General features: G+C 44.6%; 22 protein-coding genes. 16 read left to right on the top strand and 6 right to left on the bottom strand.

Features of this window, described 5'->3' with window-relative positions; translation table 11 throughout:
* Window positions 1-13 precede the first annotated feature (13 nt).
* Genes B5X68_RS14445 through B5X68_RS14430 form a run of 4 tightly spaced genes read left to right on the top strand, consistent with a single transcriptional unit; the run spans window position 14 to window position 7,961 of the window.
* Window positions 14-1,264 carry a Pycsar system effector family protein gene (locus B5X68_RS14445; protein WP_082215468.1) on the top strand — a complete coding sequence of 417 codons (1,251 nt, stop codon included), beginning with the start codon at window positions 14-16 and terminating at the stop codon, window positions 1,262-1,264.
* A 6-nt stretch (window positions 1,265-1,270) separates the two neighbouring features.
* Window positions 1,271-3,304, top strand: coding sequence for a polyphosphate kinase 1 (gene ppk1 / locus B5X68_RS14440; protein ID WP_082215467.1), 2,034 nt, complete (start codon window positions 1,271-1,273; stop codon window positions 3,302-3,304).
* An 8-nt stretch (window positions 3,305-3,312) separates the two neighbouring features.
* Window positions 3,313-4,173 (top strand): SdiA-regulated domain-containing protein, encoded by an 861-nt coding sequence (locus B5X68_RS14435; RefSeq protein WP_082215466.1) that lies wholly within the window; start codon window positions 3,313-3,315, stop codon window positions 4,171-4,173.
* Entirely contained in the window at window positions 4,170-7,961 is a 3,792-nt protein-coding gene (locus B5X68_RS14430; RefSeq protein WP_082215465.1) for a metallophosphoesterase, read from the top strand. The genes B5X68_RS14435 and B5X68_RS14430 overlap by 4 nt, the downstream gene beginning before the upstream one ends.
* A gap of 8 nt (window positions 7,962-7,969) precedes the next feature.
* Here the strand turns inward: B5X68_RS14430 and B5X68_RS14425 are convergent, their stop codons facing one another.
* Window positions 7,970-8,311, bottom strand: coding sequence for a hypothetical protein (locus B5X68_RS14425; RefSeq protein WP_082215464.1), 342 nt, complete (start codon window positions 8,309-8,311; stop codon window positions 7,970-7,972).
* 31 nt (window positions 8,312-8,342) lie between these two features.
* Entirely contained in the window at window positions 8,343-8,864 is a 522-nt protein-coding gene (locus B5X68_RS14420; protein WP_082215463.1) for a DUF4142 domain-containing protein, read from the bottom strand.
* A gap of 185 nt (window positions 8,865-9,049) precedes the next feature.
* Here B5X68_RS14420 and B5X68_RS14415 point away from each other — a divergent pair, with 185 nt between their 5' ends.
* From B5X68_RS14415 to B5X68_RS14390, 7 genes are all read left to right on the top strand, one after another.
* On the top strand, window positions 9,050-10,423 hold the full coding sequence (locus B5X68_RS14415; protein ID WP_082215462.1) for a PAS domain S-box protein: 1,374 nt from the start codon (window positions 9,050-9,052) through the stop codon (window positions 10,421-10,423).
* Window positions 10,416-10,838: a response regulator gene (locus B5X68_RS14410; protein ID WP_082215461.1), complete on the top strand. Its 423-nt coding sequence runs from the start codon at window positions 10,416-10,418 to the stop codon at window positions 10,836-10,838. The genes B5X68_RS14415 and B5X68_RS14410 overlap by 8 nt, the downstream gene beginning before the upstream one ends.
* An 11-nt stretch (window positions 10,839-10,849) precedes the next feature.
* Window positions 10,850-12,619 (top strand): ATP-binding protein, encoded by a 1,770-nt coding sequence (locus B5X68_RS14405; protein WP_082215460.1) that lies wholly within the window; start codon window positions 10,850-10,852, stop codon window positions 12,617-12,619.
* 119 nt (window positions 12,620-12,738) lie between these two features.
* Window positions 12,739-14,388, top strand: coding sequence for an ArnT family glycosyltransferase (locus tag B5X68_RS14400; RefSeq protein WP_082215459.1), 1,650 nt, complete (start codon window positions 12,739-12,741; stop codon window positions 14,386-14,388).
* Window positions 14,389-14,476: 88 nt separating this feature from the next.
* Window positions 14,477-15,049 carry a hypothetical protein gene (locus B5X68_RS14395; RefSeq protein WP_141110307.1) on the top strand — a complete coding sequence of 191 codons (573 nt, stop codon included), beginning with the start codon at window positions 14,477-14,479 and terminating at the stop codon, window positions 15,047-15,049.
* A 114-nt stretch (window positions 15,050-15,163) separates the two neighbouring features.
* A complete protein-coding gene (locus B5X68_RS28925; protein ID WP_170916652.1) occupies window positions 15,164-15,316 on the top strand; it encodes a hypothetical protein in 153 nt (50 codons plus the stop codon).
* 120 nt (window positions 15,317-15,436) lie between these two features.
* Window positions 15,437-16,483 (top strand): aldo/keto reductase, encoded by a 1,047-nt coding sequence (locus B5X68_RS14390; protein WP_082215457.1) that lies wholly within the window; start codon window positions 15,437-15,439, stop codon window positions 16,481-16,483.
* Window positions 16,484-16,534: 51 nt separating this feature from the next.
* On the opposite strand, the gene B5X68_RS14385 is transcribed toward B5X68_RS14390, so the two are convergent.
* Window positions 16,535-17,173 carry a response regulator transcription factor gene (locus tag B5X68_RS14385; RefSeq protein ID WP_082215748.1) on the bottom strand — a complete coding sequence of 213 codons (639 nt, stop codon included), beginning with the start codon at window positions 17,171-17,173 and terminating at the stop codon, window positions 16,535-16,537.
* A 626-nt stretch (window positions 17,174-17,799) separates the two neighbouring features.
* Here B5X68_RS14385 and B5X68_RS14380 point away from each other — a divergent pair.
* From B5X68_RS14380 to B5X68_RS14365, 4 genes are all read left to right on the top strand, one after another.
* Complete coding sequence (locus tag B5X68_RS14380) at window positions 17,800-19,812, top strand: T9SS type A sorting domain-containing protein (RefSeq protein ID WP_082215456.1); 2,013 nt, start codon at window positions 17,800-17,802, stop codon at window positions 19,810-19,812.
* Window positions 19,813-19,983: 171 nt separating this feature from the next.
* Complete coding sequence (locus B5X68_RS14375) at window positions 19,984-20,484, top strand: hypothetical protein (protein WP_082215747.1); 501 nt, start codon at window positions 19,984-19,986, stop codon at window positions 20,482-20,484.
* 67 nt (window positions 20,485-20,551) lie between these two features.
* A complete protein-coding gene (locus B5X68_RS14370) occupies window positions 20,552-20,920 on the top strand; it encodes a hypothetical protein (RefSeq protein WP_082215455.1) in 369 nt (122 codons plus the stop codon).
* A gap of 165 nt (window positions 20,921-21,085) precedes the next feature.
* Window positions 21,086-21,280, top strand: coding sequence for a hypothetical protein (locus B5X68_RS14365; protein ID WP_082215454.1), 195 nt, complete (start codon window positions 21,086-21,088; stop codon window positions 21,278-21,280).
* Between the two features lie 303 nt (window positions 21,281-21,583).
* Here B5X68_RS14365 and B5X68_RS14360 read toward each other — a convergent pair whose 3' ends face one another.
* On the bottom strand, window positions 21,584-22,153 hold the full coding sequence (locus B5X68_RS14360) for a YfbU family protein (protein WP_229208421.1): 570 nt from the start codon (window positions 22,151-22,153) through the stop codon (window positions 21,584-21,586).
* Window positions 22,154-22,272: 119 nt separating this feature from the next.
* On the opposite strand from B5X68_RS14360, the gene B5X68_RS14355 reads away from it, so the two are divergent.
* Complete coding sequence (locus B5X68_RS14355; RefSeq protein ID WP_082215452.1) at window positions 22,273-22,455, top strand: hypothetical protein; 183 nt, start codon at window positions 22,273-22,275, stop codon at window positions 22,453-22,455.
* Here the strand turns inward: B5X68_RS14355 and B5X68_RS14350 are convergent.
* On the bottom strand, window positions 22,449-23,720 hold the full coding sequence (locus tag B5X68_RS14350; RefSeq protein WP_082215451.1) for a replication-associated recombination protein A: 1,272 nt from the start codon (window positions 23,718-23,720) through the stop codon (window positions 22,449-22,451). The two genes, B5X68_RS14355 and B5X68_RS14350, sit on opposite strands and share 7 nt — an antisense overlap.
* A 102-nt stretch (window positions 23,721-23,822) precedes the next feature.
* On the bottom strand, window positions 23,823-24,404 hold the full coding sequence (locus B5X68_RS14345; RefSeq protein ID WP_015815162.1) for an RNA polymerase sigma factor: 582 nt from the start codon (window positions 24,402-24,404) through the stop codon (window positions 23,823-23,825).
* Between the last annotated feature and the right edge of the window lie 145 nt (window positions 24,405-24,549).

The following is a 24,549-nucleotide window of genomic DNA, read 5'->3' as shown; positions in this document are numbered from 1 at the left end:
AAATTGAACTTCTATGAATTACAACCATCGGCTCGACAAGGTAAGGCATCATGTCCATCATTTTTTTGGTACAAAAGAGCTGGCGCAACTCAGTTACCATAATTTGGTGCATACCGAAGCCGTTGTGTCCAATGCGGTTAATATCGCCAATCATTACCGGTTAGAGGACAAAGAAACGTTTATCGTAGTGACCGCCGCCTGGTTTCACGACACTGGTTACAGCACCGGCGAGGCGGCTGGTCATGAACAAAGAGGAGCAGCGCTTGCCGCCGAATTCCTGCGTTCGGAGGAAATAGATGAAAGCGTTATAGCCGAGGTTGAAGGTTGTATTTTAGCGACGATATGGCCTCAAAATCCGAAGAATTTTTTGCAGCAGGTCGTTTGTGACGCCGATCTGTTTCATTTTGGGACGCCAGAGTTTTCAGACTGGAACAAGCTCGTGCGAAAGGAGGCGGAGCAACGTTCCGGCAAAAAAATGGACAAGGCCCAATGGCGGAAAAACACCATCGCATTACTGGAATCGCACACATTTCAAACCGATTACTGCCGTGACCTGCTGGATAAGCAAAAGCGTAAGAACATTGAAAAACTGAAAGAAAAAGACCTGGAAAATTCCGGCATACCCGAAGAGGTTTTCAAGAAGGCAGAGGATCCGGTTATCGAGCCAGCCGCGCAGCTTTTTACACCTGCAACTGCGCCGGAAATCATGGACATCAAAAAAGTGAAGAACGATCGTCCGGACAAAGGCATTGAAACCATGTTCAGGATCAGTTCCAATAACCACCAGCGACTGAGTGATATGGCTGATAATAAGGCACATATCATGATCACTACCACATCCATTATCATTTCCGTCCTGCTCAGTATACTTATCCGGAAGCTGGAAGACAACACTTATCTGATCGTTCCGACAATGCTTTTGCTGACGGTTTGTATGGTTACCATGGTTTTCTCGATCCTTTCCACGCGGCCTACGATCCCGCATGGCACATTTACGCAAGAGGATATTGATACCAAAAATGTGAATTTGCTTTTCTTTGGAAATTTTTACCGGATGTCATACAATGACTATTCCAATGGCATGCAGCGCATGATGAACGACCGTGATTTTTTATACGGGAGTTTGACCAAAGATGTTTATTCCCAGGGCGTTGTACTAGGCCGGAAATACAGGTTACTGCGGATTGCTTATAATGTCTTCATGTTCGGTATAGTCGTATCCGTCATTGCCTTCGTAACTGCTTCCGCTATTTTTGAACATTGATCAGTTATGGAAAAGTACCGCTATTTCAACCGTGATATCAGCTGGCTTTCCTTCAACGGGCGTGTTTTACAGGAAGCAGCCAATGAATCCGTGCCGCTGATGGAGCGCATTCGCTTTCTCTCTATTTATTCCTCCAATCTGGACGAGTTTTATCGGGTTCGGATGCCTTATCTGCAAAAGAAGGAAATTCAGGATAAAAATGAGAATGCTTTCAGTAAGGCGGGAATGATAATCGACAAGCAGCAGGATGAATTCGGAACCATATTACGTGAATTCATAATTCCCTCGTTGACAAAGCTCGGGGTGCATTTCTGTTACAAAAACGGCATCCCCGAAGAAATCTCCGGTATAGTCAATGATTACTTTTTTGCGCAGGTCGCTGGATTTTTGCAGCCTGTTTTTTTGAAAAAAAGCACGTCTTTTTTTCCCGAAAACAACCAGCTTTACCTCGTTGTAATCTTAAAATTTCCTCCGGATGATGAACACATTGCCCTTGTTAACATTCCGGCTGGTAACCTGAGCCGATTTTTGAAAATCACGGTTGAGGGCCAGGATTACATTATTTTCCTGGAAGATATCATTAAGCGCAATTTGAAAAGCCTTTTCCCGGAAGCCATTAGCATTGAATCGTTCAATATCAAAGTGACGCGCGACGCGGAGCTGGATATGATGGATGAAGACGGAGACGATATTGCGGAAAAATTTGAAAAACAGCTGAGCAAGCGCGATTTTGGATTTGCTACACGCCTCTTGTTTGAGCCGGGCCTATCATTGCGGCACTTGCAAAAAATTATATCCTTTTTTGACTTAAAAAGCGCCTCAGTAGTTCAGGGAGGCAGATATCATAATCTCAAAGACCTGGCTTCACTGCCCGTAAGCCCGCCAGCGGAAACCTATCCCAAATGGCTTGCCGTACAGGGCATAGAGGGAGTGAACGAAAATACATCTCTTTTCGACGCGCTCCTGGAACGTGACCTGATGGTGCACGCGCCTTACCAGAGTTATGACACCATTCTGCGGTTTTTCAATGAGGCGGCGATCAATCCGCAGGTTGAAGAAATCTACACGACCATGTATCGCGTCGCGCATGACTCCAAAATAGCTTTCGCACTCATTAGCGCAGCCAAAAATGGTAAGAAAGTGACCGTTCTGGTGGAGCTGAAAGCACGATTTGATGAAGCCAATAACATTCGCTGGGCGAAAAAAATGAAGTCGGCCGGTGTGAAAATTGTGCACAGCGTGAATGCGCTGAAAGTACACGCGAAGCTCGCATTGGTGAAAAGAAAACACGCGACTTGTCCCTATCTGGGCCTGCTCGCAACGGGTAATCTTAATGAGGGAACCGCGCGCTTTTACACGGATCACATTTTGCTGACAGCGCATCAACCGATGCTAACCGAAGCAGAAACTCTTTTCCGGTTTTTGAGCAAAAAGAAAAAGCCAGACAGCTCGGATATTATCGCATTCCAGCATTTGCTTGTGGCGCAATTTAATTTGCAGGCCAAATTTTTACAACTGATCGATCGGGAGATCGCGAATGCAAAAAGCGGCCTGGCAGCCGGAATTACCATTAAGCTGAACAACCTGGAAGAAGAAGTTCTGGTCAATAAACTGTACGAAGCTTCCAATGCAGGCATAACGATCCGGCTTATCGTTCGCAGCGTCTGCCGCATCGTACCTGGCGTAAAAGGGCAGAGTGAAAATATTTCTGTGAAGCGCATCGTCGACCGTTTCCTGGAACACGGCCGCGTGTTTATTTTCCACAATAACGGCCAGCCGGAAGTTTATATGGGTTCTGCCGACTGGATGAACCGCAACATTTATCGCCGCATAGAAGTCTGTTTCCCTATTTACAGCGAAGCATTGAAAGCAAAGATGACGGAAATTATTGAGCTGCAATGGCAGGATACGGAGCAGGCGGTGATGATTGACAGCGAATTGAACAATGTTTCCCTGAAAGGAACAGGACTGGGAATCCGTTCGCAGGAAGCAATTTACAAGCTGCTGTCGAATGATATTTCCGAACTAAAAGTCATTTAAACAAAGATATGGCGACAATTTTACAACAAATAGGCATGCTTGCCATGCTGACTTTTTCGCTCGGCGGATGCGACTCTACCAAGAAAGAGCAGGTCGTTTACAAAGATTATAATCTGGATGAACCGGACAAATTCAATATGCCGGAAAGTCTTTTCGAGATCTCAGGCATCGCCTTGAACCAGGGCAATCCGGACACGCTTTATGCCATTCAGGATGAAGACGGGCGGTTATATCGTCTCGGCTGGGACCATCCCAAGCAACTGAATGTTAAATTTTCCAAAAAAGGCGATTACGAGGACGTTACCATTCTGAAAAACAGTGTTTTTATACTTAAAAGTAATGGCGTCCTTTTTAACTTCCCCTTGTCCGAGGCGGTATTTGCGGAAGCGGAACAGGTTAGGGAATACAAGAAAATACTTCCAAAAGGTGAGTATGAAGGCATGTTTGGAGATGAAGCTTCGGGAAAGATTTACATTCTCTGCAAAAATTGCGAGCAGGATAATTCCAAGAACAGCGTTACCGGCTACATTTTTGAGCCGGGCAAGGATTCGACGCAGGCGACAGGAAAATTTGCCATTAATGTGGACCAAATCAAGGCCATTACCGGAAAGGTTGAACGCGGGTTCAGACCGTCGGGGCTTGCCAAAAATCCGTTAACCAATGATTGGTATATCATTTCGGCCGTGAATAAACTGATGATTGTCACGGATAGCGAATGGAAAGTGAAAGAGGCCTATACACTTAATGGCAACACATTTATACAGCCTGAGGGCGTTGCTTTTGATAAAATGGGAAATCTTTACATTTCCAACGAGGGCGACGATCTGTTTTCCGGTAATATCTTGAAATTCAAAAAAATGGGCCGATGAGGAACGCGTTGCGGGTTTTCACTTTTTCGGTTGCGCTGGCTTGTGCATTTTCCTGCGCGAGCTATAAAACGCAGTTTTCCAAAGAATCGGCAGCATGGGAGCGCGATTCGCCCGCGTCGGAACTTGTCTTAAAACATACCATGTATCTGATCGGCGATGCAGGAAACGACTCGCCCGAAAACCGTGCGCCGGTTTTGGAATATCTCAAGACAAAACTGGAAACAGAGTCTAAAAACAGTTCTGCATTGTTTTTGGGTGATAATATTTATGAGCATGGTATGCCACCTTCGGAGGATTCCGCCGACCGGAAAGTTGCAGAGTTCAGGATCATCTCCCAGCTCGAAACATTGGATAAATTCAAGGGGACGCCTATTTTTCTTCCGGGAAACCACGATTGGCGTGGTTGGGGTGTGAAAGGTTTGAAGCGCCAGGAAAAATTTGTCGATAAATATATCAATGAAAAACGCGGGGTTAAGGATAAGGAGGACTATGAAAATTACTTCCTGCCGTTGGACGGCTGCTCAGGCCCGGAAGTAATAGAACTGAATGATAATGTGGTTGTTATCGTGGTGGATTCGCAGTGGTGGCTGACGGATTGGGACAAGGATTCCAAAATCAATGATGGCTGCGAGATCAAAAATAGGGAGCAGTTCCGCTTTGTTTTTGAAAATGTGGTCCGGAAATACCGCAGCAAAAATGTGGTTTTTGCCATGCATCACCCGCCTTACACGTATGGCCCGCACGGAGGACGTTTCACAATAAAGCAGCACATTTTCCCACTCACCGAGCTCAATCCTGATCTCTGGATCCCATTGCCCGTGCTAGGCAGCATTAGCGCATTGTTCCGGGCAACCATTGGTTCGAGGCAGGATGTTGCCAACAAGCATTATAAGGACTTGCGTACCGCCGTAATGGCAGGCGCGAAAAAGAATGGTAAATTCATTTTCGCCAGCGGGCATGAGCATGCATTGCAGTTTATTGAAAACGATAATCAGGAATTCATTGTCAGCGGAAGCGGTAGTAAAAACAGCCCGGTTGGGCTTGGTAAGGGGTCTCGGTTTGCCTCATCCAGGTTGGGTTATTCCACAATCAACTTTTATGAAGGCGGTGAAGCGTGGACAAATTTCTGGGAAGTAAGTCCGGACGGAAAAGATGCAAAATTGGTTTTTCGCAAAAAAATCAAGGACAGGCAGCCCATTGAATTGCCCGATTCCACGATCGCATTTACAGAATACAATGAGCATAAGGATTCCACAAGCCGGTTTGTGACAAGCAATGAAGTGAAAACTGTTGGCGGATTTCACAAATTCCTGTTAGGCGAGCATAACCGAAATCTTTATACCCAAAAATATCCGTTTCCTGTTCTGGATCTTGCTAAATACAAAGGTGGTCTGACGCCTGTGAAGCAAGGCGGAGGAAACCAGACCAATTCACTGCGGTTGCGCGACGGCGAAGGAAAAGAGTATGCATTGCGCGGTCTGACCAAAGATGTGAGCCGGTTTCTGCCGTTTCCTTTTAACCAGATGATCGCTGCGAAATATTTGGTTGAAGACAACTTCTTGTCTACCAACCCGTTTGCGCCGCTTTGCATGCCCATATTGGCAGATGCAGTGAAAGTTTATCATACCAATCCAAAGCTGTATTATGTTCCTGCACAGCCAGGCCTGGCTACTTACAATTCGCTTTTCGGCGGAACGATGAATTTGCTGGAAGAGCGGCCTGATGGAAAGAGATGGAAGCAAGCAGCGTTTTTCGGGAATCCTGATAAGATCGTGAGCACGCCGGAACTGGTTGAAAGCATGCTGGAAAATGGCAAAAACAAGATGGATGAAGAATGGGCAATCCGTACACGGCTTTTCGATTTTGTTGTGGGTGACTGGGACCGGCACGACGACCAATGGGCTTGGTCATCAGTGAAGCAAAAGGACGGGACAACATTATATCGCCCCATTCCGCGGGACCGTGACCAGGCATTTTCCATGTATGACGGGCTGCTAACCGGTGTTGCACGCCTGACATTGCCGTTCCTTCGGCAGCTGCAAAGTTTTAGCCCGGAGATCCAAAGCATGAAATGGACCACTTGGAGCGCACGGCTTTTTGACAGAACATTCCTCAACCAGCTCACCTGGGCCCAATGGGAAGAGCAAGCGAAATTTATCCAACAAAACCTGACAGACCAAGTCATTACCAGCGCCTTCGCCAACTGGCCAGGTGAAGCCAGGAAAATATCTTCGCCAGCGTTGATCCAAAACATGAAAAGCCGCCGGGATAACCTGCTTCAAATTGCCAGGACACATTATGAGTTTGTAAGTGAAAATGTGAATGTGATCGGCACGGAAGAAGAAGAACGGATCGTGGTGGATAGGATAGACGAAAAGCGCACCAAAGTTTCCGTTTACGAAAAAGGAAAAGACGGCCGAATCAAACATTTAAATTACGAACGCATTTTCGACTCGGATGTAACGAAGGCGATCAATGTATATGGCAATGGTGATGACGACGAGTTTATCGTAAAAGGAGACGTTAAAAAAGGCATTAAGGTGCGCTTTATCGGCGGATTGGGGGCAGATGTGTTTGCAGACAGCACCCAGTCAGGGGCAAGTAAGAAGAAAACGCTCATTTACGATGATCTCCGGAATAACACGGTTGTGTCAGGCCCGGACACGAAGGACAAACGCTCTAATCTTTACCGCTATAATGTGTACGACCGGCGAAGTGCCGACAGCAACTACGACATTGCTATTCCAGCGCCAATTTTGGGCGTTAACCCGGATGACGGCCTGCTGCTCGGCGCGAGCGCTACCTGGATGCGTTACGGGTTCAAGAAGGAGCCTTATGCTTCATTGCATGCATTTGGCGGGAGCTATGCCTTTGCTACGAAGGGTTTTAAGGTTAATTACACAGGCGATTTTATCAACGCTTTTAAGAAATTTGACTTTTACCTGGACACCTATTATCACGGCCCGACTTACGCTTTCAACTATGCAGGAATAGGTAATGATACAGAAAGGCCTGTTGATGATCCCGACTATTACCGGGTCAGACAAAGCTTTTTCCACATTTATCCGGCCTTGAAAAAGCGCTTCGCAGGAACAGCAGGCTTTGTCACGCTCGGCCCCTTCTTTGAATTATCCGACATTCAACCCACAAGCGGGAGATTTATCACGAGTGCGGAAAACGGATTGTCTGATGATGTTTTTCATACCAAAATGTTTGCCGGTGGTAAGTTTTTGTTTGATTTCAACAGCGTCGACAACTTATTCGCGCCCCACACCGGAATTCGTTTTAATGCTGGTTTCAACTGGACTACCAACCTGGATAACAAGAATAATTTCGGATCATTCAGGGCCAAATTTGCTTACTATACCAGCCTGGATGCCAGGGAAAACATTATTCTCGCTACGCAGGTTGGCACGGGACTGATCTTTGGCGACAGTTACGAATTTTTCCAGATGCCTACGCTAGGAGGTAAGCAGGGCTTACGCGGATATCGCACAGAGCGTTTTTACGGAAACAGCAGCATTTGGCACGATACGGATCTTCGGATACGGCTTGGCAGTAGTTACAATCCAACATTACCGCTAACCTACGGTGTATTTGGAAGCTTTGATCACGGCCGCGTCTGGCTGGAAGATGACGACGAATCAAAATCCTGGCATTATAGTTACGGCGGCGGCGTATGGTTTGCCCCCGTTGACATTCTGACCTTAGCTGTAGGGGCGTTTATTCCAAAAGAAAAGAAAGAAGAAAAGCCCCGGATTGCATTTCAGATCGGTTTTTGGTTTTGAAGCCTGATTTACGAAATGTTCTCAGGATCAAAAAGCGGTTCAGAATCTCCGGCAGGTTTTGCAGAAAATTCGTTTACATCAATGGCCCCCAAATCTTCCAGGATGGCTGTTGCGTCCAGCAATTCCCGGTTATCCACCACATGGACGGTGACGATGGAACCCTGGTTTCCTTCGTTCGCAAAGTGCTCATTTGTGGTGGTTTGCTGTCCGTCGGTACTGCGGCCTTCTTCTACATCGACATTATAGTTTACGTCGATCTGGCTTATATCAAACCCTTTCGAAATGAGGGCGTGCTTGGCCTTTTGTGCCTCTTCATTTGTTTCAAAGATGGCAATTACAGATTGTGACATAAGTTTCTTTCTTTAAGGTTGATCGGAATCTTCACTGAATCGAATCTTTCATTGATTTTGCCGTTTCAAGATGCGCCCGCAGTTTGGGTAACTTGTCTGAGGCAAATGCTTTCAAATCAACATTGCGACCCGTTGTCGCCTGGATCTCGTATAAATTTACAATTTCTTCATGCGTGCTGACCATCATTTTGATATAAGTTGTATCAAACGCAATTCCTGAAAGTCCGGATAATGTATCCAGCTGCTGCTGCTTTGCATTGGACAGTGTGGTGGGAAGATCTAAATCCGCATCTTTGGAAACCTTCATCAATTCCTGATTGATATCCGTGTGATCGTCCAGCAATTGCTGGCCAAAATCTTTAATAGCACTTGTAGTTCCTTTGGACGAGGCAACCTGACCTGCATTTACTTCAAATAAACCGCCGTCAAAAGCGGTAAGCATAAATTGTTCATCCATTTCTGCCGGCACGTTGGTGCCGGTAGGATCATCGTCGCACGCGAAGGCGGCGAGTATAAGTAATGCTGCAAAAAAATATAGCTTAACGTTTTTCATGACTGTTATCCTCCTTTTGGATCCCTATGGTGACTTGAAAAAGGGGAGGGTAATAATTGTGCCAGATGTATATTTCCCGGGGTTATATTTTTTAGAAATATTTAGTCATATTAATTCTACATTTCTCTAAATTAATTTTAGATTGCTGGTTTTATTAGCATTTGTTGGACTACTCGAAAGTTTTGATGATTAATTATACGCAGGGAAAAAGTGAAAAAAGCGGTTCCATCTCGTCGGAAGTGATGTATAGGGACCTGTTCCAGCTCAATCCCCAGCCAATGTGGGTCTATGATGTGGAAACTTTTGAGATACTGAACGTGAATGAGGCGGCGGTCAGACATTATGGATATAGCCGGGATGAGTTTCTTCGCCTCACAATTAAAGACCTGCGCCCTGCCGCCGACATTCCTATACTGGTGTCGGCCGTGGAAAAGGTCAGGAGATACGATAAGCTTTACTCGTCTGGTGTTTACAGGCACCGGAAGAAAAACGGGACGATCATTGATGTCGACATTCAAAGCAACATCATTCATATCGACGGCCGCAAAGCTGAACTGGTCCTTTCGACGGACATTACAGAAAAATGCAAGGCAGACGAAAAGTTCAAGGCGGTTTTTGAAAACACCCGGGACGCCATAATGATCTGCGATGACGGTGCCAATTGCCTGGATTACAATGCGGCGGTAGTGGATATGTTTGGCTATTCCAGGAAAGAGCTGGACCAGCTAAACCTTTTCGATTTAGTGAAAGTCAGGGATGGAGAGGATCCGCATGGCCTTTGGAAACGATTCCTGAAAGGGAATATCCGAAACGGCAAAATGCACCTTATCCACAAGGACGGGAGCCTGATCATCGGCAGCTTCAATGCCAAGCCCAACATTCTGCCGGGTATGCATCTATGCGTAGTTACCGATATCACGGAAAAAGTTCTGAAATCCAAAGCTTTAATTCTTAGTAATGAGCGTTATAAGCTTATTCTTAATGCAGCCAATGAGGCTATTTATGATTGGGATATCGAGCGCGACAAGGTGGAATGGGGGACGGGTTTCAAAGATATTTTTGGATACGATCTGGCCGTTTATAATAACCATATCTGGTCCGATAATATTTATCATGAGGACAAAGAGCGGGTTGTACGGGAAATTTCCGAAGCACTTAATGACGCAGGCCGGGAAATGCTGGTAACCGAGTGCCGGTATGTAAAATGTGATGAAAAGGTGGCGTTGGTGGAGCACAGGATCATTTTTTTACGTAATGTTAGTGGAAAGGCTATAAGGGCAGTTGGCTCGGTAAGGGATATCACCGATTACAAGCAGAATTTACACCGTATTCAGCTGCAAAACGAGCAATTGAAGGAGATAGCGTGGATTCAGTCGCATGTGGTAAGGGCACCCCTAAGCCGGATGATGGGGTTGGTGGAGCTACTCAAAATGGGGGAATATGGGGATTTGGGGAAAGAAGAAATACTCAATCTTGTGCAGCAGTCCGCAACTGAATTAGACAATGTAATAAAAGAGATAGTGAATAAAGCAGATAAAGTTCAGAGCGAAGATGATTAGCAATCTTAAAATCCTGTTGGTAGATGATGACAAGATCATGCTGTTCCTGCATGAAATGTTTTTGAAAAAAAGTGGTATTTTAAATGATACCGTCTTGTGCTATAACGGATTGGATGCGCTTCAATATCTGGATAATTATACATCGGGAGAAACCCATTTCCTGGTCTTGCTGGATATAAACATGCCCGTTATGAACGGGTGGGAATTTTTGAACGCAATCGCCGAAAGGCCTTATGTAAACCGTGTGCATGTGGTGATGGTAAGCTCGGCAACGGAAGAATCCGAAAAGAAAAAGGCTCTTAATTACAGCCAGGTGATCGATTACCAACAGAAACCGCTCAACGTTGAAAGCTGCGGAAGGATAGTCCATAGTGAAATGTTGAAGGGCTTTTTCGAAGATTTTACCGCAGAATAAATTTTTAACCATTGAAAAATATAGCTTATGCCGGGTCTTTCGAAAGGCTCTGGCAGTCGGAAGCGGAGGCGGAAAATAAATTATACAACAAGCTCTTCTGTATCACTTTCCTGCTCTGTAATCCAGCGGCGTCCATTGGTTTTTACCTGGCCGATGACCCTTTCTTTTCAACATTGCTATACACACACTGTATTTCCAGCAGTCTGATAGCGGTGTTGTTGCTATTGCATCATAAAAAAGTGATCACAGGTCAGAAAATGAGTTTTTTTACCCAGCTCATGCTGATATGCTTTTATACTTACCTCCTTGCACAACCGCACAAGTCCTACGCGCAATCGTGCCTAAACCTCACGTTAGGCGTCATCTTCACAGGGCTGATCTTGCGCTGGCCCGTCCGTTATGCACTGGCCTCTTCGTTATTGAGTATAATCTCGTATCCGGCCGCGATCTATTTTTTTGCGGAGCCTCCGGCATTTAAAATGTTTTTTGCAGAAGGGGGCGTTTTTCTCTTAATAGCGCAATTTTTATTTCCGTTTGTGATGAAGCTCAGCGTCGGAAAAGACAAGAGGGAATTTTATTACCGGCACAATTTGCAGGAGCAGAATATTGCGCTTGAAAAACAGAAGACCATCGCTGAAAATGCTACAAAAGCCAAGTCCGATTTCCTTTCCATGATGAGCCACGAGATACGCACTCCGCTGAACGGGATCGTAGGAATTGTGCATATCATGATGGATGAGGATCAAAATTCAAAAAACAGGAATGAGCTTTTGACAACATTGAAATTCTCTTCCGATCATTTGATGGCTGTTGTGAATGATGTGCTGGATTTTAGTAAGATCAATGCCGATCACATTCAGCTCGATGCGTTCGCTTTTGATCCCGGTTTACTTTTCGAAAACCTGCGAAAGACTTTTGTCCCCCGGGCCGATGAGAAAAAGATTAGCCTCATTTTTGACATTGACAGCAAGCTCCCCTCACACATCATCTCGGACAGCGTAAGGCTTAACCAGATCATTACGAACCTGATACACAATGCAATTAAATTCACGGAAACGGGATATGTAAAATTTACTGTCAGGGAAATTGCCCGCGAAGAGAAAACGTTGCTTTTACACTTCACCGTAGAAGACACTGGCATAGGGATCCCTGTTGAAGAGCAGCCTACTATTTTTGAAAGCTTTACGCAGGTGAGGCAGGAAGACAACGAAAACAAAGGAACAGGCCTTGGACTGGCTATATCCAAGGAATTGCTGCTGCTCTTCAAAAGTGAAATTTTTCTCAAAAGCGAGCCTGGCAAGGGGTCCGTTTTTTCATTTGAGATCCAATTCCCCTACCTGGAAGAAGAAGTGGCCGTAAAGCCTGTTCCACTCAAAAAAATCGTGACAGCAATAGCCTTTCCCCAGGCAAAAGTGCTTGTTGCCGACGATAATAAAATCAATGTTACCCTGGCGACCATGCTGCTGAAACGGAAGAACATTCTTTTTGAAGTTGCGCAGAATGGGAAAGAAGCCTACGAGCTTTTTCTGCAAGGTGGCTTTAACCTGATCCTGATGGATCTGCGGATGCCGGTCATGGATGGTTTTGAAAGTACTGCGCTAATCAGGAAGATTGACCAGAACATTCCGATCATAGCATTGACAGCTTCTGCATTCAAGGAAGAAAAGGATCGTATAGATGCCAGCGGGTTCACAGGCTATCTGACCAAACCATTTATTCCCGAAGATTTCTACGCCTATATTTTCCCTTTCCTGGGCGTTCAGACAGCCAAAGTCTCTTAGCCTGGTGTTTCGGACAAATGAAATGTCTGGAAATGCCGGTCACAAATGATGCCGTCGTTTTGTATGTTTGCAACTTTCTCCCGAAACGCAGGAAGTTCCTGGTCTGAAAAATTACACTTATGCGTGATGTTGAGCCTGTACTGCAACGTTATTTTCCCTGGTTACTGATCATTGGCATTGCACTGAATGTTCCAGGACTGTGGCTCGAAATCATCGAACCCGACGGCGCACTTTACGCAACCATTGCCAAGCACATTGTACAGCACCGCGACTGGGTTAACTTATGGGGCGACGGCCATGACTGGCTCGATAAGCCGCATTTCCCTTTCTGGATGGCTGCGATCAGCTACAAAGTTTTTGGGATAACCAGTTTCGCTTACAAGCTTCCCGCGTTTCTGTTCTGGTTACTGGGGCTTTATTACACTTTCCTGACGGCCCGGGACCTTTTCAATGTTACGGTTGCAAGGATTTCGGTTTTGATCTCAGCTGTTGCTTTACATAGCACATTAGCAAACTTTGACGTTCGTGCGGAACCTTATCTCACTACTTGCATTATTGCCGCGGTATGGCATATGCTAGGTGTTTATCAAAAGAAGGGCGGGATCCACATTGTTGCCGCAGCACTTTTTGCGGCTTGTGCGATCATGACGAAAGGCATTTTTGTATTGCTTACGATTGGTGGAGGCTGGGTGCTTTTCTGGATTTTCACTGCACAGTGGCAGCAATTTATAAATTACCGGTGGTGGGCAATGCTCATACTTTGTTTCCTTTTCATAACCCCCGAATTATACAGCCTTTACGCACAATTTGATCTTCATCCGGAAAAAATCGTTTTTGGTAAAACCGGCGTTTCGGGCCTGAAATTCTTCTTCTGGGACAGCCAGTTCGGGCGCTTTTTCAATACCGGACCGATTAAGGGAAGCGGGAATCCAACTTTTTTCATGCACACAACATTGTGGGCTTTTCTTCCCTGGTCAATCGGTTTGGTTAGCGGGATCGTCTATTTAATACGTTTTGATACAAACAGGATGCCGGTGCGCTGGATTATTTACGGCAGCACATTGCTGACATTCATATTGTTCTCGTTGTCGCGGTTTCAGCTCCCGCATTACATTGTTATCCTGTTTCCCTATTTTTCGATCATTACCGGGTATTTTTTATATCAAAAATCGGCGCATGTCAAATTATATATTTTGGCAAGAGTGCAGCAGGTTTTGGTTTTTGTCGCCGCTATCGCAGTGATCGTCCTGCTTTATTTTACGGGCCTGAAAAACGAGTGGCTTGCAACGGGCTTAACTTGTTTGATCGTAGCGATCGTGAACATTATCCGCTTTCAGAACCCATTACAGCGGATTTTGTACCACGGATATGCTATGGCAGCCATCATTTACCTTTTCCTGTTTTTGTTCTTCTATCCTTTCCTGCTTCAATATCAGTCAGGAAGAAGTGCGGCCAAAATGATTTGGGCCAATGACCCCAAGCCTCCGGTCGCGGCCTATAAATCGTTTTCTTATTCGCTCGAATTTTACGCACCGGGCGATGTGAAGATTATGCACGACGGCCGGGAACTCGATGCATTTATGACCCAGGCTCCTTGCTACATTTACACATCTCCTGAGCTCGCCGACAGCCTTCTCAAAGCAGGTGTGAAAGCAGATTTGCTAGCTGCGCCGGAATATTTCCGCATTACAAAATTGAAATCCAAATTTTTAAACAAAGATACCAGAAGAACGGTGGTTGAACGGCGGAGCTTACTATACGTCAGGTGAGTTAGCTGTAATTGCGTGGTTATAAGCGTTGCTGGAACAGTTATTGATATGTTGCCTGAAAATGAATTTCATCAACAAAATCAATAACATGAAAAAGCTAAAAATGAGTGTAGGCTTACTGATGCTGACATTATGCGGCACTGTCTACGCGCAAACGACAAACCAGGATTCGAAGCCGTCGAGTACGACAACGAAGGACACAACACAGTCGCAGGGAAGCAGCGCAGGAGGCACTTCTGCATGGCCGCAGAGCACCGGGACAGCGGGGGCAACCCGGCAGTCGCCAGCGATGGATACTACAGGGAAGAACAGCAAGATGCAGGGAACTGGAACCAGTGAAAATACCGGTCAATCACAAAATACAAATCCAAACACAAGCGGAACGCAGCCTCAGGGCAATAGCGCGGGAGGAACATCGGCGTGGCCGCAGGCAACTGGAACCGCTGCAGCAACCACACCGGATTCAACAAAGCAAACAACGTCACAAGGCACTGCCCAATCCACTACAAGCCAGTCGTCTGAAACCAGTTCAAGCACGGGAACAGGCAGCACCTTAAACACTGCAAAACCGGATGAGCAAATGCAGGAAAAATCAAGCAAAAAGGACAAGAAACGGAAAAACAGGGACAAGGACGATAAAGGAGCAAATATTCCGGAATAAAAATGTCAGCTAATATTCTCAGGCAACTTGACTTATTGTAGGACTAATTTTATCTTGTATGTGTAATTGCTTCTATTGTGAATGATTGTTACGCAACGTTGAAAGGGTGTGGTTATGAAAAGATTTAATCAACTAATGGCTTTGAGGTGGTTTATATATCTGCCCGTAATTTTTCCCTTGTGTGTTTTCCTGGGTGCGTTTAAAGGCATTTTTGAAACGACCGGGAAAGTTTTTAAAAGAATTCTGCTCGACATTGAGCTGATATAGGGATCAATTAAGCGAAAAAGATGGCGTTCAATCTGGACGCCATCTTTTTTTGGCTGTTTTCTCGTAAATTTTGCTGCTATTAGATCAAAGATTCAAACTAAACAAACTGACCTTACAGATATGGAGTACAGACAATTGGGCGCGTCCGGGTTGAAAGTTCCGGTGCTGAGTTTCGGAACTGGTACATTCGGTGGCGGCGGCGACTTTTTTAAAGCGTGGGGCAACACGCAGACAGACGAAGCAGCACGGCTCGTTAATCTGTGTATGGATGCAGGAATAACGTTTTTCGACACAGCCAATGTTTATTCCCAAGGCTTGTCCGAAGAGATCCTGGGAAAGGCGATCATTGGGTTACGTGACAAGATCATCCTTTCAACCAAAGCCACTTTCAAGATGGGTTCCGGCCCTAACGACTACGGCTCTTCCCGCTTCCATCTCGTGAAGTCCTGCGAAGAAAGCCTGCGCCGACTCAAAACAGATTATGTTGACATTTACCATATGCACGGTTTTGATGGCAATACGCCTGTTGAAGAGACACTTAGCGCATTGAATGACCTGATAACAGCAGGTAAGGTACGATATATTGCCTGCTCCAATTTTTCGGGATGGCATCTGATGAAATCGCTTTCAGTTTCGGAAAAGTATGGCTGGTCCAAATACATTGCGCACCAGGCACATTATTCGTTGATCAGCCGTGAATTTGAGTGGGAATTGATGCCATTGGGTGTCGATCAGAAAATTGGTACAATCGTATGGAGCCCGTTATCGGCAGGCAGACTGGGTGGGAAATACAGACGAAACCAGCCGATCCCGTCAGATGGCCGTATTGCACAGGGCGGCGGAGAAGGGCCGGAAATTCCGGAAGAGTTCTTTTTTAATCTGATCGATGTGCTGGACGAAGTGGCTGCTGAAACAGGGAAGACTGTTGCGCAAGTTGCACTTAACTGGCTGTTGCAGAGACCTACTGTCAGCAATGTTGTTATCGGGGCCCGGAATGAGGAGCAGCTTAAACAGAATCTGGGTGCGGTAGGCTGGAACCTGAATCTGGACCAGGTCAAAAAACTCGACGCAGCAAGTGACAAATCACCCATATATCCTTATTGGCATCAGCGCAAAAATACGGCGCTCAACCCTTTGCCCGACTTTTATGGGAAGTTTAACCAGTAACAAGCTGATAATCAGATGTAAGTAATAGCCGGCACGTGATCTGCGTGCCGGTCATTTCATTTCCGGAATATAAAGTCCGTGTTGCATGGCGTAGACGATAAGGTCTGTCGTCCGTTTCACTTTAAGCTTTTCCATCACGCTCCGATGGTAATATTGTACTGTATGAGCGCTCAGTTTCAGGTCGTAAGCGATTTCCTTAATGGTGCGGCCGCTGCAAACTTTTTGCAGAACCTCTTTTTCCCTTGGTGAAAGATGCAGGACCACCTGCTCGTCCGTGAAAACACTGTTGATCAGGTTGTCGCGGATTCCTTTTCCAATGTACTGTTTTCCGGCAATAATCATTAGGATAGCTTCCTTCAATTCTTCCAGCGGTGCCGACTTCGGCAGGAAGCCGTTCGCCCCTCTTCTGATAGCATGCTTGATCGTCTGTACATCGGTAACAGTTGACAGTATAATGATCTTCATCTCCTTCGGCATAGCGTTACGCGACAGGTCCAACAGTTCCAGTCCGCTCATTCCATTGATCGCCCAGTCCATAATCAGAATGCCAGGCGGGCAGGCAGATTTATCAGCCAGAAATTCCTTTCCATCCGGATAACTTATAACAGCATTTACCTCTGGCATGTGCCGTAAAACGCATTGTAGCGCATCCGTTAAAAGTACGAGTTCGTCTACTAAAACTACGTTCATAGAAATATTTTTAGAGTCGCTCAAAACGTAGTTTGATTGCTCCTTCGTCTTCGTAAACCTATTTTCCATAAAATGAGAAATCACAGCGTGTTTATTTGTCGAAACATCAAGTAGGAGGGTGTTCTACGATAAACCATTCAAGTCCACAAATCTATTCTCTTTGAGTCCAAAAGCCACTTTATAACTAATGGTTTGGCAATTTAGCAATAAGTAACATAATAATTCTGTGGATAAAATTAATTCTACATCCGCTATAATTAGGGGGTAGTTTCATAGTAACATTATGCGGGTATTTTTTGGGTTATTTATAGATACATTTGCAAATAACTACTATTTAGTCAAGGTAATGTTGTGCTTTTCACGATTAAATGTTACTAAGAATTTGGTCGTTATTGCTTAATAAATCTATCAACTTAAAACCATTTAATGAAATAAATCTACGTCTTCGAATTAATATAATAACAGTTCACTGATACCCACTTCCGGCGATTGCCGGGAAGTCTCCACAATAAGATAAAAGAGTTCCGGATTCGACGGCCAAAAGGCTGTCGCCTGCTATTCTCATAGCGTACCAACGTCCTTTATTTTACATAACGGTTCACTATAACTATCTAAATTTTAATATCATGAAAATCTCTATCCATCAGCTAATTAAAGAGCTAGCCATGAAAGGTTCCCGTTCGACCTTAGGTTTCATAATGATTTTTGTTTTGCTCGTCCAGAGCGTCTCTGCGCAGGAGTATGTGAGCAGTGCGACGTCTGATGCTAATCCGGTGTTGTTTGCACCGGCAACAGCCGGAGATCCTGACAATATGGAAGGTGTGCCTGATGGGAATTCTACCACTATATCTGCGTCCGGGATAATAGTATCATTTATTAACCGGACAAGTGATGCATCCGTAACACTGACTTTTCCTAATAGTATCGCAGCGGGCAAGAAGGCATATATAAGAATTACAGATCCGGTAATTTCCGGTATTTCCCTTTCGTTGGATCCTATTGCCAATGTACTTGGGTTGTTGGAAAATAATATCATTGATGTGACTACGAATGCCGGAGACGCTACAACGGAGATGGTACGCGACGCTGGCGGTAACTTATTCTTAGCGGTTACATCGGACGAAGCATTTTTGGCAGTCACTGTTGAAATCGATTTTGCTAACTCAACCAGTCTTTTGACTGCTACTTTGGCTTCTGTTAGTATGTCGTTTGAGCACGGAGTGGTCTATGAAAATTCGGCCCTTACACCATGCCAAGCAGTTCCCTTCGCATTTGTAGGGAGAGATCCAAAAGCTTCCGGAATTGCCATTACGCTGACAGACGCCTTGCAAAATCCGCAGAGAGCGATTGATGGTGATTTGACTGCTGGCAATTTTTCTCTGTTGCAGAATGGTACAGTTGCCGTTGCATCAAGCGTTTATGAAAATATCTATTTGGGGAAAACCGCACCAGGGTCAAATGAAGTGATTGCTTTCGTGTCGCGTCCAGGTGCACTTGCGAATGTGGATTTGATCGCAAACGTTACGATTCAGGCTTACCTGGGCAATGACCCGATCGGATCTCCGCAAAGTGTAAGGCAGCTTCTGCTTGATGTTGAGCTGCTGGGATTGTTCACGTCGAGTGGCATTGCAAGAGTTTCGTTTGTGCCCGGATCTGCTTATGATAGAATAGAAATCAGGTCTCGCACATTCGCAGGGGTTAGTGCGTTCACCGGTATCCAGGTGCATGAAGTAGCCTCTCGTCCGCCAGTGACATTCACAGGAGGGGACCTTCTGGTGTATGATACAAACGATAACGTAGATGTTAATTTGACAACCGCAGTGGCATACGCACTGGACCCTGACTTTCCTTCCAATCCTGCACAACCAGGTTTCAGTATCGCTTGTGGAACGCCCGGCGATTATACTTACTCGTTGAAGGATGTGACGTTGGTGACAGGCAGAACTACCGCAGGAACATTGCCGAATACATTTTCGCTGACAACCGGAGGCGCATTGCAAGGCAACGCTAATGATAACCAAACCGGCATATACTTTTTCGACGTGGAAGCCAGAAATGCATTAGGACAAACCGCGGTTACCACTTTCAAAATTATTATCGAACCAACATTGCCGGTTACGCTGGTTAGCTTCAAGGCTTCGTCCGAAGGCCCTACCGCTTTGCTTTCGTGGTCAACGGCTTCCGAAACAAATAGTGATCGTTTTGACATTGAACGCAGCCAGAACGGTAAGCAATGGGATAAGATCGGATCGGTGAAATCAAACCGAGAAAGTGTGTCGCAACGTTTTTATGATTTTAAAGATACCCAGCCGCTGGAAGGCCAAAATCTTTACAGATTGAAAATGGTTGATTTGGATGAAACATTCGCATACAGCCACATTGAAAACCTGAAATTCGCCAGCACAGCATTCCTGTATCCCAATCCGGTTCGCAATGCTGAAAATTTAAACCTGAACTTGGCCGACTGGTCTAAAATAAAGCAGGTGAAAGTCGTTAATGCGCTTGGTAAGACGGTGTTTGAAGCGTCAAATGCATTAAGCACAGGCATTAGCACCCGTAACCTGAGCTCCGGCTCTTATGTTGTCCAGGTGATCCATATTAATGGTACGATATCTGCACACAAATTTGTGAGACAATAGTCCTGTTCAACACGATACACATACAAACCGCTGGCCAGAACCAGCGGTTTGTTTTTGTTTATGACTCTATCGCGTCAAAAAAAAACGACAAGAATAAATTTGCAACTGCGTATCGGTATATTTGCGTTTAACAGCATCTCAAAATATACCAAGAACAATAACAATACATATATGGCAGGAAGAAGAGGCAAAAAAGCCAAGTTCAAGAAGTACTTTATTCCCTTTTTAAAATGGGTCAGCGCCATAGTTCCTGTTTGCGCATTCATTTATATCCTTTATTACTACAAACAATTTGATTTCCTTAAAGAGAAACCTGTTGTTCAATCCAAAACGGAAGTGATCAGCCAGGCGGATTCGCTTAGCTCAGTCAGTTCCCAGAACAAGGACAAATTGATAGGAAAAATCAAAATCCTTGAAAATGAGTGGCACTCCGTTGGTGGAATCGCGATTCACAGCATGGTTATTGAGAACAATTCACCGACAACTATTAAGAACATCGAAGTTGAATTCAAATATCTGTCTGACACGCAGGCGGTGATCACTTCCAAAATCGTGACCATTAAAACACCGCTCCCTTCCCGAAAAGCTACGAAGGTTTCAGGTATAAGCGTTGGCTATGTGAATAACTCCGTTGTGGGTTGTGACACGAAAGTCGTGAATGCAGTGATCTGATAATGCGCCCGGATAAGGCATGGTTTTAATCGGTAGTATTTAAACACGGTTTTCTAAAAATACAATCATGGCAGATCAGGAGTCAACAATGCAGAACCTTTACAAGATCCAGGATTTTCTGTTTCAATACGAAGGGATTGGGAAAAGGCCGGAGTATGATGAAAATCAACAGGTCTATTTAAAAGTCCTGAAATTACTGGCCGAAGACAAAGGGCTGCATTTCATAAGCAAGGAATTGAGCGACCCCGAGATCACATTTGAAAGTACATTGAACCGGTGGAACCCGATCCTTACATTCCTCATTACGGATGCACTATCACAATTGGAACCGGACAAAAAGCACAAGCTTTTTTCAAAAAAGATTACCGAAATGACTGGGTATGAATTCCGCGATTATCTGGGTCATCTGAAAGAAGAGAGTGTGTTGAAGAGCTGATTTTAGCGGTTGATATTCCACACTTTTCAACAGTTAACTGCCTGCAATTCTACACGTTTGCTGTAAAACAGGCGCTATACAATGCTTCATGCGTGAAGCGCTTCTGGTACGATTGTTTTTCCATTCTTAGTCAAGACACAGAAACCTGACTAACTACTGGAAATTATGACGCAGCTACTTCAAAGTATATACGCAATCGGACCATACCTGTTCATCCTGGTGCTAATGGGCGCTGCCCTTTGTGGTGTGTGGCTGATTACCGAGTTAAGAAAATCGCCGGATCGCGAGCGTTTTGGAGTAGGCGATACGATGTTTCTAAAACGCAATGCTTCCAGGCTTAGAAAGATGGAACTGCACTGATAGCCAATCCAGGCCCAGTTTGTATTTAGATTAACACCACATATACAATGCACAGTTATCTGTGCATTTTTTTGTTTTGGACCTCACATAAAAAAACATCCCAAATACAGCGTATTCGGGATGTCTGATTTTACTCAACGTTATTTGATAGGCAGTTTCCTGGCTATCAGTAACAAATTTAACGAATTCTTTATTTAAAACATTGTTTTTTATTTAAGAAATAACATTTTTTATAGGGTTTCGAAGTAAATAATTTTTATTTCAGCCTTTTAGGGTTTCTCTTTATCAAAAATTGTCTGAAATCTACTCCTGCGTGTCCAAAACGGCATCTATGAAGCACTGTAAATCGGTTAGGGTAAAGTGGCTACTCGCATTGTTGTCATAGTTTGCATACACAGAAAGCATTTTATTATACTTGATCATGCATGAACTGCTGTGTGCTTTGAGTTGCCGGCCTTTGTATTCACCATGCTGATCCATTCTGTCAACAAGATAGGACATCATATAGTAATGCATGCCGCTGTCCTGGTCAAAACCTTCGAAGTCGATTCTAGCAAGGTCCAGCAGTTCTTTTTCTTCATTGGACAACAGCTTTATCGACTCATTGATTTGCCCATACATTTTCATAATGTTGGAAATTTCGGTATAAACGCTGATCGGCACCTCCTCATACAGCGAATTGAACACTTTGGGGTAAAGGCCAGTGTAGCCTTTTTCCAGAATTTCAATCCGCTTCTCATTGATCTCCCTTTCCTTTTCATCGCTGATTATCGATAGTATTTTGCATTGGTTGATGAGTAATTGGCGCTCGATCAAGGGAATACTCTCGGGAATCATAGTGTTACTGGTCATCATTAAAGCTTTTAGGGGCATTTAGGTTAATTTTTGCTTATAAAGTTTAGCAATGTTTCTGATATTTGACCTATCAAAAGCATCTTTGCGTAATTTATTAAATCTGTCGTTTTAATACGTGCTTTCCGGACGCTCAACCCATGAAAAAGAACAAACCAATGTCTGAAGACGCCAAGTATGTCCAGGAAAAAGAGACCGATGAAAACCTTGATAAAATGGCAAAAAAATTGACAAAAGAGTGGAATAAACCTCCGAAAATGGATAAGGCCCCTGATTTGTCATTTTCAAAATTCGAGGAAAAACTGAAAAACAAAGATCAGTAACCATACCAGTCACCCCACCAGTTTTGTAGCTTTTTCCGGATTTCTTCTTCCCTTGCATTAAGGCCGGGATCAAAAACTTTTTTCCCTTTCAGTTCATCCGGCATAAAGTTTTGCTTGGCAAAATTCCCTTCAAAATCATGCGAATATTTGTATTCTTTTCCATAGCCAATCTGCTTCATCAGCTTGGTAGGCGCATTGCGTAAATGCAGCGGAACGGGCAGATGGGCCGTATTTTTGGCCAGCTCAATCGCGTCACCAATGGCCATATAACTCGCATTGCTTTTTGGCGAAGTTGCCAGATAAATAGCCACTTGTGAAAGGATAATGCGGCACTCGGGATAGCCAATGACGTTAACCGCCTGCATGCAGGCATTGGCCATGATCATTGCAGTAGGGTTGGCATTCCCGATATCTTCCGATGCCATGATCAACATTCTGCGAGCTATAAATGAAGGATCTTCACCCGCCACGATCATACGCGCCATCCAGTAAACCGCCCCATTCGGATCGCTCCCGCGCAGGGATTTGATGAAAGCGGAAATAATATCGTAATGCTGCTCACCGGATTTATCGTAACGGGCAATGTTCTGTTGCGCAACCTCGGTAACCCATTCATCTGTAATAACAATGTCTTTTTCCTGGCCTTTTCCTAAAATAACCAGTTCCAGCAGATTGAGCAATTTGCGTCCGTCACCGCCTGAGAGGCGCATTAAGGCATCATAGGAAGTGAATGTTACGTTTTTTTCTTTAAGAAACTGGTCTTTTGTTAGTGCCCTTTCAATCAGTTCTTTCAGCTCTTTTTCACCAAAAGCTTCCAGGATATAAATTTGGCTGCGTGACAAAAGTGCCGAGTTGATCTCAAATGAAGGGTTTTCGGTCGTCGCCCCGATCAATGTTACCTGTCCTTTTTCAACTGCTCCCAGTAATGCGTCCTGCTGGCTTTTGTTGTAGCGGTGAATCTCATCGATAAACAAAATGGCCGGAAACAAACCGGATGGCCGCGCTAAAACTTCCCGCAGGTCCTTCACGCCGGAACTAATTGCACTCAGGTTATAAAATTGTCTTTTTGTGGTTTCCGCAATAAGCAGTGCCAATGTGGTTTTTCCAACTCCGGGTGGTCCCCAGAAGATCATGGAAGGGATTGTGTTCTGTAAAATAGCCCTGCGCAATGGGCCATTAGGGCCTAAAAGCTTTTCCTGTCCCACAAAATCATCCAATGTTCTGGGTCGGAGGCGTTCAGCAAGAGGCGTGGTTATCAGCGACATTCAAATGGTATTATTTCAGTTTGTTAATGATTTGAATAACTAACAAAAAAAGCGTGGCTTAGTTCGCCACGCTTTCTCGTTCCAGATGGAAGTAAGTTATTTTCAGAAGGTTAACCTGTCCAGCGTCATTTGCTTTTTAAGGTTGCCCAACGCACCAAAAACCAGGTTATAAACAGACTGAATGTTGATTTTCATCAAATCTGCAATTTCGTGGTTATTCAAATTCATGTAAAATTTTAAAAAGATGGCCTCGCGCTGACGGCGTGGGAGCCCGTTGATCGCTACGTTAAGGTGTTGGTTGGTCGATTCAAATTCTTCCTCGGAAATCAGATGGTTTTCGTGGGAAGGCGTGTTGATATGCCAGTATTCCACCGGAATATCTTCATTGCTTGTATGCTTTTGTTGTGCATTCAAGTGGCGCACCAACTTTCTCTTGATAGACGCCATAAGATAAAACCGAACGGAAGTGGTGTCACCCAGCGTCATTCGGTTTCTCCAGAGTTCTACGAACAAGTCGTGGATGCAGTCCTTAATTAGTGGTTTGTCAATCGTAAACTGTGAGCAATACTGGTAAAGAATGTGAACGTAAGAGCGGTACAGGCATGCATAAGCATTTTCATCGCCTTTTCTGAACTGATCCCAAAAACAGAGTTCTTCTTCTTGCTTGTAGCGTAGGTGAGCCATTGTTTGGAAAGGATTTTGATTGGGGTTAGGAATTGATATAGATAATAAGGGTCATTATTACACTTGTAAATATATTTATAAAAAAACGTATTAAAAAAATATTTTCGCCAGAAAATTATATTTCAAAGGTTAATGTTACCATTTC

It is taken from the genome of Dyadobacter psychrophilus (genome assembly GCF_900167945.1).
In the GTDB taxonomy this organism is placed as follows: domain Bacteria; phylum Bacteroidota; class Bacteroidia; order Cytophagales; family Spirosomataceae; genus Dyadobacter; species Dyadobacter psychrophilus.
This window is presented reverse-complemented; position numbering and strand designations above follow the sequence as displayed.

What these genes read in the sequence shown, in the direction of transcription:
- B5X68_RS14445 (WP_082215468.1), top strand. Translation starts at nt 14, where the DNA reads ATGAATTACAACCATCGGCTCGACAAGGTAAGGCATCATGTCCATCAT.
- ppk1 (WP_082215467.1), top strand. Translation starts at nt 1,271, where the DNA reads ATGGAAAAGTACCGCTATTTCAACCGTGATATCAGCTGGCTTTCCTTC.
- B5X68_RS14435 (WP_082215466.1), top strand. Translation starts at nt 3,313, where the DNA reads ATGGCGACAATTTTACAACAAATAGGCATGCTTGCCATGCTGACTTTT.
- B5X68_RS14430 (WP_082215465.1), top strand. Translation starts at nt 4,170, where the DNA reads ATGAGGAACGCGTTGCGGGTTTTCACTTTTTCGGTTGCGCTGGCTTGT.
- B5X68_RS14425 (WP_082215464.1), bottom strand. Translation starts at nt 8,311, where the DNA reads ATGTCACAATCTGTAATTGCCATCTTTGAAACAAATGAAGAGGCACAA.
- B5X68_RS14420 (WP_082215463.1), bottom strand. Translation starts at nt 8,864, where the DNA reads ATGAAAAACGTTAAGCTATATTTTTTTGCAGCATTACTTATACTCGCC.
- B5X68_RS14415 (WP_082215462.1), top strand. Translation starts at nt 9,050, where the DNA reads ATGATTAATTATACGCAGGGAAAAAGTGAAAAAAGCGGTTCCATCTCG.
- B5X68_RS14410 (WP_082215461.1), top strand. Translation starts at nt 10,416, where the DNA reads ATGATTAGCAATCTTAAAATCCTGTTGGTAGATGATGACAAGATCATG.
- B5X68_RS14400 (WP_082215459.1), top strand. Translation starts at nt 12,739, where the DNA reads ATGCGTGATGTTGAGCCTGTACTGCAACGTTATTTTCCCTGGTTACTG.
- B5X68_RS14395 (WP_141110307.1), top strand. Translation starts at nt 14,477, where the DNA reads ATGAAAAAGCTAAAAATGAGTGTAGGCTTACTGATGCTGACATTATGC.
- B5X68_RS28925 (WP_170916652.1), top strand. Translation starts at nt 15,164, where the DNA reads ATGAAAAGATTTAATCAACTAATGGCTTTGAGGTGGTTTATATATCTG.
- B5X68_RS14390 (WP_082215457.1), top strand. Translation starts at nt 15,437, where the DNA reads ATGGAGTACAGACAATTGGGCGCGTCCGGGTTGAAAGTTCCGGTGCTG.
- B5X68_RS14385 (WP_082215748.1), bottom strand. Translation starts at nt 17,173, where the DNA reads ATGAACGTAGTTTTAGTAGACGAACTCGTACTTTTAACGGATGCGCTA.
- B5X68_RS14380 (WP_082215456.1), top strand. Translation starts at nt 17,800, where the DNA reads ATGAAAATCTCTATCCATCAGCTAATTAAAGAGCTAGCCATGAAAGGT.
- B5X68_RS14375 (WP_082215747.1), top strand. Translation starts at nt 19,984, where the DNA reads ATGGCAGGAAGAAGAGGCAAAAAAGCCAAGTTCAAGAAGTACTTTATT.
- B5X68_RS14370 (WP_082215455.1), top strand. Translation starts at nt 20,552, where the DNA reads ATGGCAGATCAGGAGTCAACAATGCAGAACCTTTACAAGATCCAGGAT.
- B5X68_RS14365 (WP_082215454.1), top strand. Translation starts at nt 21,086, where the DNA reads ATGACGCAGCTACTTCAAAGTATATACGCAATCGGACCATACCTGTTC.
- B5X68_RS14360 (WP_229208421.1), bottom strand. Translation starts at nt 22,153, where the DNA reads ATGCCCCTAAAAGCTTTAATGATGACCAGTAACACTATGATTCCCGAG.
- B5X68_RS14355 (WP_082215452.1), top strand. Translation starts at nt 22,273, where the DNA reads ATGAAAAAGAACAAACCAATGTCTGAAGACGCCAAGTATGTCCAGGAA.
- B5X68_RS14350 (WP_082215451.1), bottom strand. Translation starts at nt 23,720, where the DNA reads ATGTCGCTGATAACCACGCCTCTTGCTGAACGCCTCCGACCCAGAACA.
- B5X68_RS14345 (WP_015815162.1), bottom strand. Translation starts at nt 24,404, where the DNA reads ATGGCTCACCTACGCTACAAGCAAGAAGAAGAACTCTGTTTTTGGGAT.